Source organism: Nocardioides sp. NPDC057767 (assembly GCF_042798275.1).
Taxonomy (GTDB): domain Bacteria; phylum Actinomycetota; class Actinomycetes; order Propionibacteriales; family Nocardioidaceae; genus Nocardioides.
Genome location: NZ_JBHVKJ010000013.1, coordinates 1 through 17,701, shown reverse-complemented (window position 1 = coordinate 17,701; position 17,701 = coordinate 1). Strand labels below are relative to the sequence as shown.

The following is a 17,701-nucleotide window of genomic DNA, read 5'->3' as shown; positions in this document are numbered from 1 at the left end:
GTCACTCGCCCAGCAGCTGGAACCAGCTCTCGGTGACCAGCTCGCACATGCGGTCGTGCTCGACACCCCAGAACCCGTCCGTCCAGCGCTGGAACAGATAGTCGAGCTGACCGACCGCCAGTGCGCCGCGCAGCCGTCTGCTGTCGGCGTCGAACCGGTCCGCCCTGTCCAGACCCATGCCGACGTCCTCGATCGTCTCGTCCGTCCAGGCGTCGACGATGTGGCTGAGATCCGGATCGACGGCCTGGGCGGCCCGGGCGATCGTGACGATCGGACGCACCCCCGGCCACCGGGCCATGGCCTGCCGGATCCAGGCACCGAGCTGCTCGCGGGTGCCCGCCGCCACCGCATCGGCGAGGCCGCCGAGCGAGCTGCCCTGTGGGGAGCGGAGCTGGATCAGCTCGTCCTCGAGACGCTCGGCGACCAAGGCCTTGATGACCTCGGACTTCGAGGGGAAGTAGGCATAGAAAGTCACCCGGGTGGTGCCTGCCGCCGAGGCGATCTCATCGATCGTCGTGGCCGCGTAGCCGCTCGTGACGAACCGATCCATCGCTGCATCCAGCAAGAGCTGGCGAGTCATCGCCCTCTGAGCGGCACGCTTGGCCATGGGCGTCACGATAGGCGACGCCGGGACTCCCTGGAGATTTCCAAGTTTTCTCGAAACCCGGTGTCCGGCCGACGGGCCGTCGGTAGGTTCGGTCCCGATGGACGATCATGTGACCTGGGCGGACAAGGGCTTCATGGAACCGGGGGAGGCCGTCGATCTCACCGCGTACGCAACCTCCGGCCGCAACCTCTTCGACGGTTCGTTCACCTGGCCGGTGATGGTGCTCAGGAAGAACGCGCTGGAGCACAACATCGCGACCCTTGCGGGGTTCGCAGAGGAGCACGGACTGCTGCTCGCCCCGCACGGTAAGACCACGATGGCGCCGTCGCTCTACCGGCGGCAGCTCGACGCCGGCGCCTGGGCGATCACGGTCGCCTCGCCCAGCCAGGCGCTGGTCGCCCGCCACGCCGGCGTACGCCGCGTCCTGGTCGCCAACGAGATCCTCGACCACAGCGCGCTGAGCTGGGTGGCCTCCGAGCGTGCGGCCGACCCCGAGTTCCTCCACCTGCACTGGGTCGACTCGATCGAGGGCGTCGAGGCGGCGGCCGAGGCGTCGGCCCTGGTAGGCGTCGAGGACCGGCCGCTCGCGGTGCTGATCGACCTCGGCTTCCCCGGCGGTCGCACCGGCTGCCGCTCCGTCAAGGAGGCCGTCGAGCTCGCCCGGGTGGTGGACTCGACTCCCGGCGTGCTCCTGGCAGGTGTGGCCGGCTACGAGGGCGGACTGGAGACGACCGAGGAGGTCGGGGACTACTTCGACCGGCTCGAGGAGCTCGCCTCGACCTTGTTCACCGAGGGCCTCGTCGGCGCCGATGCGATCGTCTCCGCAGGTGGGAGCGCGTTCTTCGACCTCCTCGCCGAGCGCTGGTCCGCGGGCTGGCCCGAGGGGATGACGCCTCGCAAGGTGCTGCGCAGCGGGACCTACCTCACCCACGACCACGGCCTCTACGCTGCCACGACGCCCTACAACCGCATCGCGGGGAGTCTGGACCCGGCCATCGAGGTGTGGGCCCAGGTCGTCTCGGCCCCCGAGGACGGGCTGGTCATCGTGGGTATGGGCCGGCGGGACGTGCCCTACGACAACGGCCTGCCGATCCCGCTCACGGTACGGCGCGACGGCTCCGCCGGTGCCGAGGAGCTGGAGGGCACTGTCGAGAAGCTGGGCGACCAGCACGCCTTCCTGCACACCGACGCCGGCCTGCGGCCGGGCGACCTGGTCAGCTTCGGGATCTCGCACCCGTGCACGGCGTTCGACAAGTGGCGGCTGATCCCCGTCGTCGACCTCGACTACACCGTGACCGATCTGGTCCGGACGTACTTCTGAGGCGACCGCCGAGGCACCCGCCGAGGCGTCAGGCGAGGCCGGACAGCCGCACCCTGACCTGGTAGAACGCGCCATGGTCGGTGGCCCGGCGGGCCGACGGACCGGAGTAGACCTGGTAGCGGTCCGGACGCAGCGACGGGCTGAGGAACGCCTGGTCGATCGGCGCCCGGCGGCCCGTGGCGCAGCCCTCGTGCTTCCCGAGCGGGCTCACCAGACCGGTCCCGGGTGAGGTCAGGTCGCACAGGATGTCGTTGCGCTGGTTGAAGTCACCGGCGACGACCATCGGCACCTCGGCGCGCGCGACCACGTCCTTGACGATCCCGGCGTTGAGGTCGCGCCACCTCTTCTGACGAGGGGCCGAGGGGATGCTCGCCGGGAAGTGTACGGGAAGCACCCCGACGCGCTGACCCGAGGAGCGCTCCTCCAGCACCACCACGGGCGCGCTGACGGGGGCGCCGTGGCGGTAGTACATGGCAACCGTGTCCTTGCTGACCAGCCGGAACGCCGATCGGCGGTAGAAGACCGCGTCGTCGGTGGCATCGGGCGTCGAGACCAGGGCGAACTCCCGTCCGAAGGACTCGAAGGCCTCCCGCTGCGGCGCCTCCACCTCGGCCAGGACACCGAAGTCGACAGCCGTACGCCGCAGGTGCCCCACGACGATCCGCATCCGAGGCACGCCGTCGAGCCGCCCGGCGGCAGCACCTCCGGGAGCGGTGTGGTGGTCGGCCCAGGCGTTGAGCCAGGCGAAACGCTGGAAGCCCGGCTGAACCGGTGCCGCCCGGGTGACCTCGACGGTCGGGCCGGCGGCCGCCGTCGTCGGGACCACGAAGCTCAGAGCGGCGCCGAGGACGCCGCACAACGCGACCGCGGGCACGACGGCGCGCAACAACGCTGCCCGACCTGGACCCGAGGAGATCAGTGTGGGGGACACGCCTACTGACGGTATGGGCGGGCAGTGTGCGCACGGCCAAACGCGTTCGAATACCGCGAAACCCCAGATGAACGACCAGGTAACCCGGTGAGCGCGCGACGCCGAATTGGCGGTGCGGAATGCGCAGAACGTTGCTACCTTCGCGCTTTGCGCCTTTCGGGAGGTGTGCGAATCCACCTACTCGGACGGGAGTCCCCCATGCGTCATCGCCTGGCAACGTACGCAGTCAGTGGCCTTCTCATCGCCCCCGCCGCCGCCCTCGCCCTGTCGGCGAGTCCCGCCGCGGCGGACGGCACCTGTCAGGGGCTCGCGGTCACGGTCGACCTGGCTGCCGGTGAGTCGGCAACCTCCGGCGACGACGTCATCCTGGGCACCGACGCCGCTGAGACCATCGTCGCTTGGGAGGGGAACGATGTCATCTGCGCCGGCTCGGGAGACGACTGGATCATCGACGCCGAAGGTGACGATCGAGCGTACGGCGAGGGCGGTCGAGACAGCCTCGGTGGTGAACACGGCAGGGATCTGCTCGACGGCGGTGCCGGCGACGACAGCATCATGGCTGGAGGGTCCGACCCGAAGACGATCGTCGGTGGAGATGGTGTCGACCATCTCCAGGGTGGCAACGGGGCGGACCTCATCGATGGCGGCGCGGGGAACGACGACCTCCTCGGTGGGGAAGGTGCCGACCAGCTCCTCGGAGGTCCGGGTCTCGACGACCTGGTCGGGAGTGGCGGCAACGACCGCCTCGACGGCGGCGCCGACGACGACCAGGTCGACGGTGGAGATGGCGACGACCGCTCGATCGGCGGTGCGGGGAACGACAGCCTCGACGAGTCGTACACCGAGGGCGACAACGTCCTCGAGGGTGGCGACGGTGCTGACGTTCTTCGTGGCGGTCGTGGCAGAGACACCATGCACGGCGGCATCGGTGGCGACGAGCTGTGGGCGCCCGACGGTTCCGGGAGCACGATGACCGGTGGTGAAGGTGACGACTACCTCCACGGCAGCGACGGGCCCAACGTGATGCGGGGCGACGGCGGCAACGACATGCTCAGCGGCGGCGCCGGTAACGACAGGCTCGACGGCGGCACGGGCAACGACTCGCTGACGTCGCTCGACGGCCACGACACCCTCGTCGGCGGCACCGGTATGGATGGGCTCTTCGGTGGCGGCGGCAACGACCTCGTCGACGGCGGCGCCGGCAACGACAACATCGGCACTGACAGCGGCAACGACGTCGTCCTGCCGGGGACGGGGGTCGACCGCGTACGCGGTGGCACCGGCACCGACCGGATCGCTTTCTCGAACATCGCCAAGCCGGTCAAGGTCTCGCTGCTGGCGACCTCCCAGCAGAACACCGTCGGGGCGGGCTACAAGACCATCACGGAGTTCGAGAACCTCACCGGCAGCAGCTACTCCGACACCCTCTACGGGAACAACGGCAACAACACGATCTACGCCGGCGCGGGCAACGACGTGGTCGTTCCCCGAGGAGGCAGCGACGTCGTCGACGCCGGCAGCGGCGTCGACCGGGTCTCCTACTACGACAGCCCCACCCGCGTCACGGTCTCGCTGGCGACGACGGCGCCGCAGTCCACCGGAGCCGGACGCGACGCGTTGCGTGGGGTCGAGCGGCTCAGCGGCACCTCGAGGGCCGACGTACTCAAGGGCGGTTCCGGCGCCAACGCGATCTGGGGTGGCGCCGGCAGCGACCAGATCTACGGGGCCGGCGGCAACGACGTGCTCTACGGCGAAGCCGGCAACGACCGGATCTATGGCAACGATGGCGCCGACCGCCTCTACGGAGGATCGGGCACGGACTATCTCGCTGGCGGTCCAGGCACCGACCGGACGGTTCAGTGACGTTCCGCGTGTGACGTCGCGTGGCGCCTACAGGTCCATGAAGATCAGAGCGCCCGCGATGTCGGCGGTGCCGTAGTGGAGGTAGTCGTCGACGGTCGTCTCCGACACCCCCTTCCGCGCGGTCACGAAGCCGACGACGACCGCCTTGGAGGAGTCCTTGGCGACCCATTTCCCGACCACGTCGTCCTCGATGAGGCTCCCGGTGGGCAGATCGATGTCGGTCTCCTCGACCGACTCCGCGGCCGCCGTCGCCTTCGCCTCGCTGTCGAAGACGTAGATGACCCGGAGCATCCGCAGCTTGCCGCCCTCGGCGTCGTGGATCCCCATCGCGGCGTAGCGGCAGCCCTTCCGGTCCAGGGCAGCCGACGCGATCGGCCCGCAGTCGGGGTAGTCCTGGGAGGCCACGTACGTCGCGGTCATGCTCACGTCGCCGAGCTTGAACCTCCAGTCACCCTCGAAGAGGTCCGCGGCCAGCCCGCCCGGAGCGGGGGCAGCGGAGGACGGATCCGGCGACGTGGTCGGGGTCGCGGTGACCGTTACCGGCCCCGGCCCTCCGGTCGGGTCCTCCTCACCTCGGAGGATGACGATCGCCGCGGTGATGATCACGCCGATGATCAGCACGCCCGCGATCGCCCCGAGCCCGATGACGATCGGCCACGGGTTGTGAGGCTTCTGCGGCGGAGGTGGCCCTCCCGTGCCGAGCGGACTTTCGTTCGGCGGCCAGCCGGCCTGCGGCGGCCCGGGCTGGAGATTCGGCGCAGGTGGCATCGCCCCGTACCCGTCCGGCGGCGGTGGTGGTGTCGGTGTCGTCATCGGTCCCCTGCCCGAGTGAAGAATCCGTGGGAGAAGCGTTCCCCCGCGGTTCCGCAATTCTCTCCTACGTCCCCGCCGCCGCTGCTACTTTCTGCGATGCGTCAACGGGTGGGCGCTCTCTCGGCCCCTCGCGCTCCGCACAAAGGATCCCCCATGTCTCCTCGCCCGACCACGTACGCCTCCGACTACGTGGGCCAATAGATGGAGACCAGGTGGAAGGTCCTCGTCGTCGCCGGGGCCGTGGTGGCCATCTGGGTGGTCCTCGAGCTGCTCGGGTTCATGGCCGACGTGGTCATCGGGGGCTTCTTGCGGAGCTATCCGGTGGCCCTGGCGGTCGTCGCGCTGGCGGTCGGCTACCTGCTCGGCCGCGACAGCAGCCGCTGAGAAGACGGTCCGGGACGTTCCCGTCCTTCTACCCGCAGGTAGTGGACCAGAACGCCCCGGACCACTCGGTCTAAGCCGCGATCAGCTCCACCGGGATGTTGCCGGCGGTGGCTTTCGAGTACGGGCACAGGGTGTGCGCGACCTCCATGAGCGCCCGCAGCGTGACGTGGTCGACGCCGGTCGCCGAAGCCCGGAGGACCGCGCTCAGGTTGTGGTCCCCGTCGTCTGCGGTCACGGTGATCTCGGCGGTGACCTCGGTGTCACCGAGCCGGATCTGACGGTCGGCGGCGGCCTTGCCGAGTGCACCGCGGAAGCACGCGGACCATCCGGCGCCCAGGAGCTGCTCCGGGTTGGTGCCGGCGCCGTTGCCGCCCAGCTCGACGGGGTAGGCGTGCAGGACGTCGAGGTTGCCGTCGGGGGTGGTGCTCCGGCCTCCGTTGCGGCCCTCGCCGACCGTGGTGACGACGGCCGTGTAGCTCTTGCTGGTCATCGATGGTTCTCTTTCTCTTCCGATCCCTGGCGGTCGCCAGGGAGGTATGTGGGTCGCTCAGGCTCCTACGGCTGCGGTCCGGGTGGACGCGCGGCGGCCGAGGCCGGCCTGGACGACGATCGCGAGCGCGGCGACGGCGATGAGGACTCCGGCGTACAGCTCGAAGGTCGGGATCAGGCCCCATCGCTGAGCGAGCTGGCCGGCGATGATCACGGGAACGCCGAAGGAGAGGTACGCGACGGTGTAGATCCCGGCGAAGACGCCGGCTCGTTCCTGGGGCCGGATGTGTGGGACGACGAGGCGGAGCTGGCCTCCGAAGGCCCCGCCGAACCCGAGCCCCCCGAGGACGGCCCCGAGCCAGAGGATCGGGAGCGACGTCGTGAGGACGCCGGCGACCACGACGACCATGCCGATGAGCACGAGCACCTTTCCCGCGATCGTGCTCCGGCGGGCGGGATGCCGGGCGAAGTAGAAGCTGGCGATCGCTGCGACGAACGGTCCGAGGAAGGCGGTGAACCCGGTCACCAGACCGCCATCCAGTCCGAACTGGAGACGCAGCACCGACGGTGAGAGTCCGAGGAAGAAAGCCGGGGTCATCCAGGCTGCGACGTGGACGGGAATCCCGGCCAAGAACTCGGTCCGGATGTTGCCGGGCACGCTGATCCGGGGTGTCAACGACTGCCAGGCGCCCGGTCGCGGGTCGGAGGTCTCGCTGGTGAGCACGACGAAGACCATCGCCAGCACCATCACCACGGAGAGCGTGCCGAACACCAGGGTGTTGGCCTCGGGGACGAGCTGCACCGCGGCACCGGTCGCGAGCGCGCCGAGGGCGAGACCGCCGGCGACCGAGGCCGCTGCGAGCCCGCCGGCGAGCATCTTCATCTGGGCGGGCGCGTGCTCGACGATCGCTGCGCTGAAAGCGCTCGTGGCGAGGCCGGTCGCCAGACCCTGGATCGCACGGGCGACGATGACCCAGCCGATGTCGGGGGCGGCGAGGAAGGCGACCATCGAGATCAGCTCCCCGGCCAGGGCCGTGATGAGGACCGGCTGGCGGCCGAGATGGTCGGACAGGGAGCCACCGACCAGGAGCGCAACGAGCAGGCCGAGGGCGTAGACCGAGAAGGCGAAGGTCAGGGTGCCGGCCGAGAACCCCCACTCCTGCTGGCGCACGGCCAGCAGCGGCGTCGGGGCGCCGGCCGCGAAGAAGAAGGCCGCGAAGATCGCGGCGAGCCCGGCGAATGCCGCCGTAGGGCTGAGGGTGCGTGACATCAGAGGCTCCTTAGACAGATCGGTCTAACTTCATGGATACATTTAGACAGATCTGTCCAAGCAAGTCAAGCCGTTTAGACAGACTTGTCTGATATTCTTCTTCCATGAGCACGAAGAGGCCATCCGCACGGCAGCGTCTGCTGGAGACGGCCGACCGTCTGTTCTACGCAGAGGGCGTGCACGCGGTCGGCATCGACAGGATCATCGAGGAGGCCGGCGTCGCGAAGGGGTCGTTGTTCTACAACTTCTCAGGCAAGGACGCGCTGGTCGCTGCCTACCTCGAAGGGCGCCATCAGCGCCGACGCGAGCGCACGGAGCACCATCAGGATGCCGTGTCCGATCCGGTCGAGAAGCTCCTCGCGACCTTCGACGCTCTCGACGAGGTGGCGCATCTTCCGACCTATCGGGGCTGTCCGTTCGCCAACGCGAGCGTCGAGGCAGCGGCAGGCAGCGCGGAGCTGGCCGCGCTGAAGGCCTTCCGCGGCTGGCTGCGGGAGATGCTGCTCTCGCTGGCGGTCGAGGCCGGCTACGACGACCCGGCCGCGGTCGCCGACCGGCTGCGGCTGCTCTATGACGGAGCCGTGGCCAACGCCCAGCTCGACTCACACCCGGAAGCCGTCCGGCTGGCCAGGGAGCTCGCCCGGACGGTGTTGGAGTCGTCCCCGCGTACCTGTGACGCCTGAGATACACATCGGGCCCGGACGCCACCGCGTCCGGGCCCGATCTCGTCGCTCGTCAGGGGGCGACGGGGTAGTGGCTGGAGATCGCGATGCGGTTCCAGGCGTTGATGGCGATCGCGACCCAGGTGAGTGCGGCGATCTGCTTGGCGTCGAGGATGCTCTCGACATCCACCTTGGGGGCGGCGGCGGTGTGCAGGTCGCCGATGCGGGTGATCTGCTCGGCGATGGTGAGGGCGGCCTGCTCCTCAGGGGTGAAGTACTGCGACTCCCACCAGGCGGCGACGAGGGCGAGGCGGTCGGTGGTCTCGCCGTTCTTGAGTGCGTCCTGGGTGTGCATCCGTAGGCAGAACGCGCAGCCGTTGATCTGCGAGGCACGGAGCTTGACGAGGTCGACGGTGAGCCGGTCGACGCCGGCGACGGTGATGGCCTCCTCGACCGCCTCCTCCACCGCCATCTGGGCCTTGTACGCAGCCGGGAACAGCTTGGTCACGTTGACGTTGGCGAGCATCGGGGTCCTTCGGGTCTGGCCCGCCACAGCGCGGGCATTCACACTGCTTGACGAGGCGTCCGAGACGAATGTGAGGTCACGGCCTCACATTCGCACTGTTCGGCTCGTCACACTGGGTGAACCCGGAGGAGATGCCACGATGCCTGACATGGACGACCTGGGCGAGGTGATGATCGAGCGCCGTCGCCTGATCGCGCTCGCCTACCGACTGCTCGGGACGCTCGAGGAGGCCGAGGACGCGGTCCAGGAGACCTACCTGCGCTGGTATCGCCTCTCCGACGACGAGCGGGCGGCTATCGACAACCCCTCAGGCTGGCTGAGCCGCGTCACCAGCCGGATCTGCCTCGACGTACTCAAGTCGGCAAGAGCCCGCCGGGAGAGGTACGTCGGGCCCTGGCTGCCCGAGCCGGTCCGGCCGGGCTTCCTCGCCTCGCCGGAGGATCCGGCCGACCGCGCGACCCTGGACGACACGGTGAGCACCGCGCTGCTGGTCGTGCTCGACGCGATGACCCCCGCCGAGCGGGTGGCATTCGTGCTCCACGACATCTTCGCCGTCCCGTTCGGCGACGTCGCCGAGGTGGTCGGACGCTCCCCGGCCGCGGTGCGGCAGCTCGCCGCCTCGGCACGACGCCGGGTCGCCCAGCAGCGCGACGACGTCGCGCCGCTTCCTGAGCACGACGACGTCGTCCGCGCCTTCGTCTCGGCCACCGCCGGCGGAGACCTCGGCCGGCTGGTGACGCTGCTGGACCCGTCGGTCACGCTCCGCTCCGACGGCGGTGGCCGGGTCAGTGCGGCCCGCAACCCGATCGAAGGGCCGGAGAAGGTCGCCCGGTTCCTGCTCGGTGTGCTCACGAAGCGGCCGACCTGGAGGATCCGCACCGAGGCCACCGCCGACGGCCTCGGATTCACGCTCATCGAGGACGGCGCTCACCGAGGCGTGGCCAACCTCCGGGTCGCCGGTGGCCGGGTCACCGACGTCTGGATCGTCCTCAACCCGGACAAGCTGGCCCGCTGGGGCTGAACGCTGACCTCGAGCCCGCGCACCGCCGGACAGCGTCCCTCGGGGTCGGCCGACACGCGGATGAGGTGGTAGTCCAGGGAGTTTCCGTCGGTCCACTCGCTAGTAATAGACAGAAACTCCCTGGACTACCCCCCCCACAGCAGATCACAACCACGGCCCGAGCTCCGGTGCGTCGACGAGGCCGTGCGGTCGCCCGGCGAGCCAGGCGGCGACCTCGGGCAGCGTGCCCGAGACACCGCGCAGGTCATCGTCGGAGAGCCCCCGCTTCGTACGGATCTCGCCGGCGAGGACGAGCAGGAAGTCGTCGGGAAGGTCGGCGAAGGTGATCCCGACGCCGAGGTCGACAGCGTGGATGAAGACCTCCCGGGCGCGCATCCACGGCACGTCGCGGGCCGGGCGGGTGACGAGCTGTGCGGTGATCACCTCGTGCTCCCACTGCTCGGCGGTCAGCCGGTCCATGGCCGCGTCGAGCTCGCGGGCGCTGCGGAGATACCACTCCCGGAGCTCCTCGGCCGGACGCGTCGCCGCCGCCTCGATGTCGGCGTTGCGCTGCTCGGTGGAGGCGTACATCCGCTTCTCCACGCCGGTCTCCGCCCAGGAGATCAGGTTGCCGAGGGCATCGGCGTTGGCGGCGACGTGGCCGACGAGGTGCTTGCGGGTCCAGCCCGGAAGCTGCGAGTCAGCCTCGAGGCGATGTCCTGAGCTTGTCGAAGGGTCGGCGGCAGAAAGGCCGTCGATGGCACCGGTCAGCAGGGCCGTGCCCTCCCTGGCCCAGCGACGGGAGTCGTCGAACGTACGCGTCGGGGTGGTGCCGATCAGGATGCTCATCGCGGTCAGCCCTTCACGATCGTGTTGGTGAGGGTGCCGATGCCCTCGACGGTGATCTCGACGGTCTCGCCGCCCCACAGGAACTCCTGCAGCGAGCGGGCGTGCCCGACCCCGCCGTCGGTGCCGGTGAGGATCAGGTCGCCAGGGCGCAGCGTGGTGATCGTGGAGATGTAGCGCACCAGGTCGACCGGGTCGAAGACCAGGTCGGAGGTGTTCGCGCGCTGCTTCTCGACGCCGTCGACGGTCAGCCTCGTGTCCAGCTGCGGACGTACGCCGCCGGGCAGCTCGTCAGGAGTGACGACGTAGGGGCCGACCGGTGTGGTGGCCTCCCACATCTTGCCCTGCAGCCACTCGCGGGTGCGGAACTGCCAGTCGCGGACCGAGTAGTCGTTGGCGGCGGTGAAGCCGGCGATCGCTGCGGCGGCCTGCTCCTCGTCCGCGTGCCGCACGGTGGAACCGATCACGATCGTCAGCTCGCACTCCCAGTCGAGCTGCTCGGTCTCTGCGGGCTTGGTCACCGCGTCGTTCGCGCCGGTCAGGGTGTCGGCGAACTTGGCGAACAGGACCGGGTACTCGGGCAGGTCGCGGCCCATCTCCTCGATGTGGCTGCGGTAGTTGAGCCCGACGCAGACGACCTTGCTGGGCTGGGGCACCACCGGCGCGAAGTCGGCGCCCTCGGCCGGATAGGTCGTCGAGTCGGTCGAGGCCGCCCGGGAGTCCCAGTCCTCCTCGGCGAGGAGGTCGCCCACGGAGGCGTAGCCCAGGTCCACGTGCTGGTCCCCGTCGAGCCTGACCGCGCGGGTTCCCGTGGCCGTACGGATGGTGGCGAGCTTCATCGTCTGGTGTTCCTCACTTGTCGAGGTGGAGGGCTTCGAGGACGTGGCCATTGTCACAGCGCCGTCCCAAGGTCGGGCAATCTCCTGCGGAGGCGAGCGATAGATGCCAGGTTTGGTGTGATCAGGAAGAGGTGGGATGGACAAGCCGCTCAAGACCCGGCCCCCGTATGCGATCACGAGCGTCGACCATGCGCTCAAGCTGGCGACGATCCTCCAGCTCGAAGGCCGCTTGACCGTCTCGGAGGCAGCGGCTCGGCTCGACGTCGCTCGCTCCACCGCCCACCGCCTGCTCGCGATGCTGGTCTACCGCGACTTCGCGGTCCAGGACGAGGACAAGGTCTACCGGGCCGGACCGGTGCTGGAGCTGGCCGCCCACTCGCGCTCGACCGCCTCTCGGCTCCGCCAGGTGGCGTTGCCGCACCTGCAGCGCCTGGTCGACCTGCTCGGCGAGTCCGCCAACGTCGCCGTGCGCGCGGGCGACACCTGCCGGTTCATCGCCTCGGTCGAGTCGCCGCAGTCACTCAAGGTCGGCTCCCGCGAGGGCATGGTCTTCCCTGCCCACCGCACCACCGCGGGCCTCCTGCTGCTGGCCCAGATCTCCGAGGACGAGCTCGCCTCGCTCTACAGCCGGGAGAGGTACGCCGACCACCTGGCCGATCGCCCGGACCTCGACGCCCTGCGCGTCGAGCTGGAGCGCGTACGCCGCAACGGCTTCGCCTTCAACGACGGCCGCTCCGAGCGGGGTGTGGTCGCCGTCGGGGTGCCCGTCCGTGGCGCCGGTGGCGACGTCGTCGCCGGGATGTCCATCTCCATGCCCAGCGTCCGCTACGACAAGGAGGCGCTGCCGAGCATCGTCGCGACCCTGAAGTCCGGCGCGGCGGCCCTGGAGCGTGACCTGAGTCAAGGGTGATCTGCGTCAACTTGGCCCCGGTAGCGTAGTTTCGCGAGTTAACCTGGAGGTCGATGAGCAATACTCCCCCCTCCATCGACACCGAAGCATCGAAGCCGGCCGGTATCGACTGGCTGGCCACCACCGCGGGCGCCCTTGCCGCCGTCACCTCCGCGCTGCTGCTCTCCACGCTCGGAGCCGTGGGCACCCTGATCGGAGCGGCGATCGGTAGCGTCGCGGCCACCGTCGGCTCCAACCTCTACTCGCAGTGGCTCGCCAAGACCCACCAGAAGGTGACCAGTGTCCAGGCCATCGCCCGGTGGCGGTCGGCGGGGCTGGCCGGAGCACGGAACGAGGCTGCTTCGGAGCCCGCGGCCGGGACGGACGGCGGGACCGCCGCCGCCGAGGCCGCCGAGGTCACCGACGCCGAGCCGGTGCCGTCGTGGCTGGAGCGTCTCGAGGCCCTGCCCTGGAAGCGGATCGCGCTGCTCTCGCTGGCGATGTTCGTCGTCGTGGTCGCCGTGATCACGGTCTTCGAGCTCCTGGCCGGGCGCAGTGTCAGCTCGATCGTGGGCAATGGTGACGGTGGCACGACGATCTCGCGCGTGACCGGAGGCGGATCGGACGCCCGCGACGAAACGCCGGGCAAGGACCCGTCGAGCAGTGCCACCGTGACTCCGGAGGAGTCCGCGAGCACCACCCCCGAGCCGTCGGAGGAGCCTCAGGAGTCGGAGTCGACCGCGACGGAGGAGCCGAGCGCCGAGCCGTCCACCTCGGTCGGGTCGAGCGCGACGCCGTCGGGGCAGCCGAGCGAGAGCGCCGGTACCTCGAGCGAGCCGTCACCCACGGCAGGAGCCTCCTCGGAGGCAACCGACCAGACGACCCCCTGAGGCGGGGTCACATCCGGAAGAGGATCTCCGCGCCGAGGTCGGTGTTGCCGTAGGAGGTGTACTCCTTGCCCCTGGCCACGGTGATGCCGTCGTTGGCCGTGACCATGGTGTAGACGACGTACTTGCCGTAGTCCTTGACCTTGAACCAGCCCTGGGTGTAGCCGGGCAGGGAGGCTTCGGTGGGCGGGATCACGTGCCGCGGCTCGATCCGCGCGGCGGCCTTGCCCGCGGCCTCGACGGTGGTGAAGTCGTAGATGAAGTGGGTCATCCGCAGGTTGCCCTGCTGAGCCTTGTAGGAGACCCGGACGGCGTAGTCGCAGCCGAGATCGCGGATCGCGCGCTTGAGCGTCGCCTTGCAGCCGGAGTAGTCCTTGCCGCTCAGGTAGCGGGCCTTCAGCGTCACCTCGCCGTAGGTGAACTCCCAGGGGCGGGGCACGTCGGCCTTGGAGAGCCGCTCGGGGCCGATGGTCGACCGCGAGCCGGCGCCGTCGCTGGGCTCGGCCGGGGAGTCGGTCCCGGGCCAGCCGGGTCCGCGGCTGGACTCGCCGCCGACGTCGGACCTGCCGCCACCAGCGCTCGCCGAGCCGGTCGGTGCCTTGCCTGCCGAAGGCGTGTCGCTCCCCGTCGGCGCACCGGCGGTCGTGGCCGCGTCGTCGCCGCGGGTGAAGAGGGCGTAGACGACCACCCCGCACACGACCACGAGGCCGAGCGAGACGGCGATGGTCAGGAGCTGCCGCAGCGGGCCGCCGCGTCCGGCGCGCTCCTTGCGGGCGTTGAACGCCGGCCGGTCGCCGCCGAGATCCTCGGAGAGCCCGATCAGGCGCTCGTTGTAGTCGAACGGGGCAGGCTGATTCTGCGGCTCCTCGTCAGGCGCGCCCGAACCGGGGGAGCCTGGGGGCGGCGGATACGGCATGGGGTTTGTCTACCATCTATCGACGGTCGCCACGCCGAAGGTTTCGAAGACGGACGAATTCCGGCCCGATTCACCGTTCGAGCGGCGAGATGAACATGGATACCCACCGTACGCGGCCCGGGACCCGGGCACCTACAACTTGGCCATGCTCGCCCCATCCTCTTCGGGAGGCTGTGCGCCGAAAACCCTTCGGGAATCGCGTGTTGCTGCATTGCAGGAATCCGAAGAACCAGTCTTTGCAATGCAGATTCTTGGGGAATCGAATGTGCTGCGAGGGAAAGGAAAGAACACGAAACTCAGTTACCCGTTCCCGGTAAGCCGCGAAACCCGTGGTTCCGGGGGCGGAAGCCCGCGACAAGCGGGTCTTTCCCCCAGGAGGAGACGTATGAGGTTCGAACGCACCACTTTCCGTCCCCGCACCGTCGCCGCGCTCGCCGCGGGTGTGGGTCTCGCGGCCTCCGCTGCCGTCGCCGTCCCGGCAGCCGCCGCGGACGCCGAGTTCAGCAAGGCAGAGGTCGCATCGGTCAGGGCGGCCGTCGCCGAGTCCGCCCCGGTCGGCTCGTCGTGGTACACCGACCCGGCCACCAACAAGATCGTCGTCACCGTCGACGAGACCGTTTCCGCGGCTGAGATCGCCGAGGTCAAGGAGGCAGCCGCGGAGAAGACGAGCCAGGGCGACGAGGCGGTGACCGTCAAGCACACCAAGGGCGAGTTCACCCCGCTCATCGGTCCCGGTGACGCCATCTACGGCGGCGGCTCGCGTTGTTCGCTCGGCTTCAACGTCAAGGTCGGCGGCGCCGACTACTTCCTGACCGCGGGTCACTGCACCAACGCGGTCTCGACCTGGTACGCCAACTCGTCGAACACCACGCTGCTCGGCCCGACCGCGGGCTCGAGCTTCCCCGGCAACGACTACGGCATCGTCCGCCACGCCACGTCCATCTCCAAGACCGGCGGCTTCACCGCGGGCACCGCCCGGGTCGGCCAGAGCGTCACCCGCGACGGCTCGACCACCGGCGTCCACACCGGCACCGTGACGGCGGTCAACGCGAGCGTCCGTTACGCCGAGGGCACCGTCAGCGGTCTGATCCAGACCAACGTGTGCGCCGAGCCCGGCGACTCCGGCGGCGCGCTCTACTCCGGTTCGACCGCGCTGGGTCTGACCTCCGGTGGCTCCGGCAACTGCACCACCGGCGGCACGACCTTCTTCCAGCCGGTGACCGAGGCGCTCAGCGCGTACGGCGCCACGATCTACTGATCGGGCACGGCTGATCCCGCACGGCTGATCCAGAACAGGTACGCCGCGGGGTGGGGTGGTTTGGTCCACTTTGCCCCGCGGCGTACGAAATTTCGTCGAACAACGAAAGTTTTTTGCCAACGACTGGCCGATGAGGCATCTACAACGCCATACTCACTGTGGTCGTGTTCGGGCACACTGCGGTGGAGGAATGTATGAGGTTCACCAGGTCACGTAACCGCCTGCTGGCAGCAGCAGCCGGTCTAGGTCTGGCGGCTAGCGCCGCGGCCATGCCGGCAGGCGCCGCCCCACCGGAGCAGAGGCTCAGCGCGAGGGCGCTCGCGGCCGTCCACTCCGCGGTGGACTCGGCCGTCAACCGATCGGCGCTCTCCGGCATCGCGTGGTACACCGACGAGGCCACCGGCAAGGTGGTCGTCACGGCCGACTCCACCGTCCCCGCATCCGCGTTGAGCAGGCTGACCGATGCTGTCGGGGTCGATGCCGACGCGATCACCCTCAAGCGTGCCAAGGGTGAGTTCAAGCCGTTCGTCGGCGCCGGCGACGCGATCTACGGCTCGGGCTACCGGTGCTCGGTGGGCTTCAACGTGCGCAGCGGCGGCAACCACTACTTCCTCACCGCCGGTCACTGTGCCGACGATGTCGACACGTGGTACACGAACTCCGGCGAGACGACTCGGATCGGACCGACGGTCAAGGCGAGCTTCCCGGGCAACGACTACGCGCTGGTGCGCTACGCGAACACCTCGCTCACCCACGCGGGCGGCTACACCGTCGGCGACGCGCGGGTCGGCCAGAGCGTCACCCGCGACGGCTCGTCCACCGGGGTCCACTCCGGCCGTGTCGAGGCGCTCGACGTCTCGGTCCGCTACCGCGGCTCCGGCACGGTTCGCGGCATGATCCAGACCGACATCTGCGCGGAGTCGGGAGACTCCGGTGGCCCGCTCTACGCCGGTTCGACCGCCCTCGGGATCACCTCGGGTGGCACCGGCGACTGCTCCTCGGGCGGGACCACCTTCTACCAGCCCGTCCGCGAAGCCGTCCGCGCCTACGACATCAACATCTACTGATGGTCGATGCCCCCGCTACGGGGGTGTCGTGAGGCCGAACAGGGCGAAGTGGTCCAGACCACTTCGCCCTTTTTGGTAATGATTTCGTGGTGACCGGTGAAATTTTCTTTCTCCGCATGGTCGACCGGTTGAGCCGCCGACATACTCCCAGGAGGTCGTGCTCGGGCGCATCGCGGTGTTCGGGCACTCCTGGCGCCCGCAACCACGCGGGTTCCTGGTCGTTTCGTAGGAGGAACACATGAGTTTCACCACGTCCCGCACCCGCCTGGCCGCAGTCGTGGCCGGCCTTGGCCTGGCAGCCACCGCTGCCGTCATGCCGGCTTCCGCCGCACCAGCTGACAAGAAGCTCGGCCCGAAGGCACTGGCTTCCCTCAACTCCGCCGTCGACAAGTCAGGCGTGTCCGGCATCGCCTGGTACACCGACGAGGCCACCGGCAAGGTGGTCGTCACGGCCGACTCCACCGTCTCGAAGGGGGAGCTCGCCAAGGTCACCAAGGCCGCCGGTGCCAACGCCGAGGCGCTCACGGTCAAGCGCGCCGAGGGCACGTTCACGACGCTGCTCTCCGCCGGCGACGCGATCTACGGCTCGGGCTACCGCTGCTCGTTGGGGTTCAACGTGCAGAGCGGCAGCAGCTACTACTTCATCACCGCCGGTCACTGCGGTGACGTGGTTCCGACCTGGTACGCCAACTCGGGTCAGTCCACCCTGATCGGCCCGACGGTCGCCTCGAGCTTCCCGGGCAACGACTACGCGCTGGTCCGCTACGACAACCCCTCGCTCTCACATCCCGGTGGCTTCACGGTCGCGGATGCGTACGTGGGGGAGAGGGTGACCCGGGACGGCTCGACCACCGGCGTACACAGCGGCGTCGTCCAGGCGCTCAACGTCACCGTCCGCTACCAGGGCTCCGGCACCGTCCGCGGCATGATCCAGACCAACGTGTGCGCCGAGCCCGGTGACTCCGGCGGCGCGCTCTACGACGGCACGAAGGCGCTCGGCATCACCTCGGGCGGTTCCGGCAACTGCACCACCGGCGGAACGACCTTCTTCCAGCCCGTTCGCGAGGCCGTCAACGCCTACGGCGTGACCGTCTACTGATCCACTCCGCTGGTCGAGCCCCGCTCACGGGGCC

General features: G+C 69.5%; 19 protein-coding genes. 10 read left to right on the top strand and 9 right to left on the bottom strand.

Annotated features, from left to right (window positions below; genetic code table 11):
* Position 1 precedes the first annotated feature (1 nt).
* Positions 2-580 (bottom strand): TetR/AcrR family transcriptional regulator, encoded by a 579-nt coding sequence (locus ACFVDI_RS08930; protein ID WP_378903348.1) that lies wholly within the window; start codon positions 578-580, stop codon positions 2-4.
* Positions 581-704: 124 nt separating this feature from the next.
* On the opposite strand from ACFVDI_RS08930, the gene ACFVDI_RS08925 reads away from it, so the two are divergent.
* A complete protein-coding gene (locus ACFVDI_RS08925) occupies positions 705-1,928 on the top strand; it encodes an alanine racemase (protein ID WP_378903116.1) in 1,224 nt (407 codons plus the stop codon).
* 28 nt (positions 1,929-1,956) lie between these two features.
* On the opposite strand, the gene ACFVDI_RS08920 is transcribed toward ACFVDI_RS08925, so the two are convergent.
* On the bottom strand, positions 1,957-2,859 hold the full coding sequence (locus ACFVDI_RS08920; protein WP_378903113.1) for an endonuclease/exonuclease/phosphatase family protein: 903 nt from the start codon (positions 2,857-2,859) through the stop codon (positions 1,957-1,959).
* A gap of 198 nt (positions 2,860-3,057) precedes the next feature.
* Between ACFVDI_RS08920 and ACFVDI_RS08915 the strand changes: the two genes are divergently transcribed.
* Positions 3,058-4,722 carry a calcium-binding protein gene (locus tag ACFVDI_RS08915; protein ID WP_378903110.1) on the top strand — a complete coding sequence of 555 codons (1,665 nt, stop codon included), beginning with the start codon at positions 3,058-3,060 and terminating at the stop codon, positions 4,720-4,722.
* A gap of 27 nt (positions 4,723-4,749) precedes the next feature.
* Here the strand turns inward: ACFVDI_RS08915 and ACFVDI_RS08910 are convergent, their stop codons facing one another.
* Positions 4,750-5,535 (bottom strand): hypothetical protein, encoded by a 786-nt coding sequence (locus tag ACFVDI_RS08910; RefSeq protein ID WP_378903107.1) that lies wholly within the window; start codon positions 5,533-5,535, stop codon positions 4,750-4,752.
* A gap of 201 nt (positions 5,536-5,736) precedes the next feature.
* Between ACFVDI_RS08910 and ACFVDI_RS08905 the strand changes: the two genes are divergently transcribed.
* Positions 5,737-5,919, top strand: a complete 183-nt coding sequence (locus ACFVDI_RS08905) for a hypothetical protein (protein WP_328528289.1) — start codon at positions 5,737-5,739, stop codon at positions 5,917-5,919.
* Between the two features lie 70 nt (positions 5,920-5,989).
* Here the strand turns inward: ACFVDI_RS08905 and ACFVDI_RS08900 are convergent, their stop codons facing one another.
* A complete protein-coding gene (locus ACFVDI_RS08900; RefSeq protein WP_378903104.1) occupies positions 5,990-6,409 on the bottom strand; it encodes an Ohr family peroxiredoxin in 420 nt (139 codons plus the stop codon).
* 57 nt (positions 6,410-6,466) lie between these two features.
* Positions 6,467-7,678: an MFS transporter gene (locus ACFVDI_RS08895; protein ID WP_378903101.1), complete on the bottom strand. Its 1,212-nt coding sequence runs from the start codon at positions 7,676-7,678 to the stop codon at positions 6,467-6,469.
* Between the two features lie 104 nt (positions 7,679-7,782).
* On the opposite strand from ACFVDI_RS08895, the gene ACFVDI_RS08890 reads away from it, so the two are divergent.
* Entirely contained in the window at positions 7,783-8,361 is a 579-nt protein-coding gene (locus ACFVDI_RS08890; protein ID WP_378903098.1) for a TetR/AcrR family transcriptional regulator, read from the top strand.
* 52 nt (positions 8,362-8,413) lie between these two features.
* Here ACFVDI_RS08890 and ACFVDI_RS08885 read toward each other — a convergent pair whose 3' ends face one another.
* The gene (locus tag ACFVDI_RS08885; protein WP_357336044.1) at positions 8,414-8,866 is read right to left on the bottom strand and encodes a carboxymuconolactone decarboxylase family protein; all 453 of its coding nucleotides are present in this window, start codon (positions 8,864-8,866) and stop codon (positions 8,414-8,416) included.
* 139 nt (positions 8,867-9,005) lie between these two features.
* On the opposite strand from ACFVDI_RS08885, the gene sigJ reads away from it, so the two are divergent.
* On the top strand, positions 9,006-9,887 hold the full coding sequence (gene sigJ, locus ACFVDI_RS08880; RefSeq protein ID WP_378903095.1) for an RNA polymerase sigma factor SigJ: 882 nt from the start codon (positions 9,006-9,008) through the stop codon (positions 9,885-9,887).
* Positions 9,888-10,031: 144 nt separating this feature from the next.
* Here the strand turns inward: sigJ and ACFVDI_RS08875 are convergent, their stop codons facing one another.
* Together ACFVDI_RS08875 and ACFVDI_RS08870 are read right to left on the bottom strand one after the other, a co-directional pair.
* The gene (locus ACFVDI_RS08875) at positions 10,032-10,715 is read right to left on the bottom strand and encodes a maleylpyruvate isomerase family mycothiol-dependent enzyme (RefSeq protein ID WP_378903092.1); all 684 of its coding nucleotides are present in this window, start codon (positions 10,713-10,715) and stop codon (positions 10,032-10,034) included.
* A 5-nt stretch (positions 10,716-10,720) separates the two neighbouring features.
* Positions 10,721-11,551, bottom strand: a complete 831-nt coding sequence (locus ACFVDI_RS08870; protein WP_378903089.1) for a fumarylacetoacetate hydrolase family protein — start codon at positions 11,549-11,551, stop codon at positions 10,721-10,723.
* Between the two features lie 136 nt (positions 11,552-11,687).
* Between ACFVDI_RS08870 and ACFVDI_RS08865 the strand changes: the two genes are divergently transcribed.
* Together ACFVDI_RS08865 and ACFVDI_RS08860 are read left to right on the top strand one after the other, a co-directional pair.
* On the top strand, positions 11,688-12,461 hold the full coding sequence (locus tag ACFVDI_RS08865) for an IclR family transcriptional regulator (RefSeq protein WP_378903086.1): 774 nt from the start codon (positions 11,688-11,690) through the stop codon (positions 12,459-12,461).
* Between the two features lie 53 nt (positions 12,462-12,514).
* The gene (locus ACFVDI_RS08860) at positions 12,515-13,330 is read left to right on the top strand and encodes a hypothetical protein (RefSeq protein ID WP_378903083.1); all 816 of its coding nucleotides are present in this window, start codon (positions 12,515-12,517) and stop codon (positions 13,328-13,330) included.
* 7 nt (positions 13,331-13,337) lie between these two features.
* On the opposite strand, the gene ACFVDI_RS08855 is transcribed toward ACFVDI_RS08860, so the two are convergent.
* Positions 13,338-14,243: a hypothetical protein gene (locus ACFVDI_RS08855; RefSeq protein ID WP_378903080.1), complete on the bottom strand. Its 906-nt coding sequence runs from the start codon at positions 14,241-14,243 to the stop codon at positions 13,338-13,340.
* 385 nt (positions 14,244-14,628) lie between these two features.
* Between ACFVDI_RS08855 and ACFVDI_RS08850 the strand changes: the two genes are divergently transcribed.
* The 3 genes from ACFVDI_RS08850 (at position 14,629) to ACFVDI_RS08840 (ending at position 17,667) form a co-directional block, all read left to right on the top strand.
* Entirely contained in the window at positions 14,629-15,501 is an 873-nt protein-coding gene (locus tag ACFVDI_RS08850; RefSeq protein WP_378903077.1) for a S1 family peptidase, read from the top strand.
* Positions 15,502-15,770: 269 nt separating this feature from the next.
* Positions 15,771-16,568 (top strand): S1 family peptidase, encoded by a 798-nt coding sequence (locus ACFVDI_RS08845; RefSeq protein WP_378903074.1) that lies wholly within the window; start codon positions 15,771-15,773, stop codon positions 16,566-16,568.
* A 238-nt stretch (positions 16,569-16,806) separates the two neighbouring features.
* A complete protein-coding gene (locus ACFVDI_RS08840) occupies positions 16,807-17,667 on the top strand; it encodes a S1 family peptidase (protein ID WP_378903071.1) in 861 nt (286 codons plus the stop codon).
* Positions 17,668-17,701: the final 34 nt, after the last annotated feature.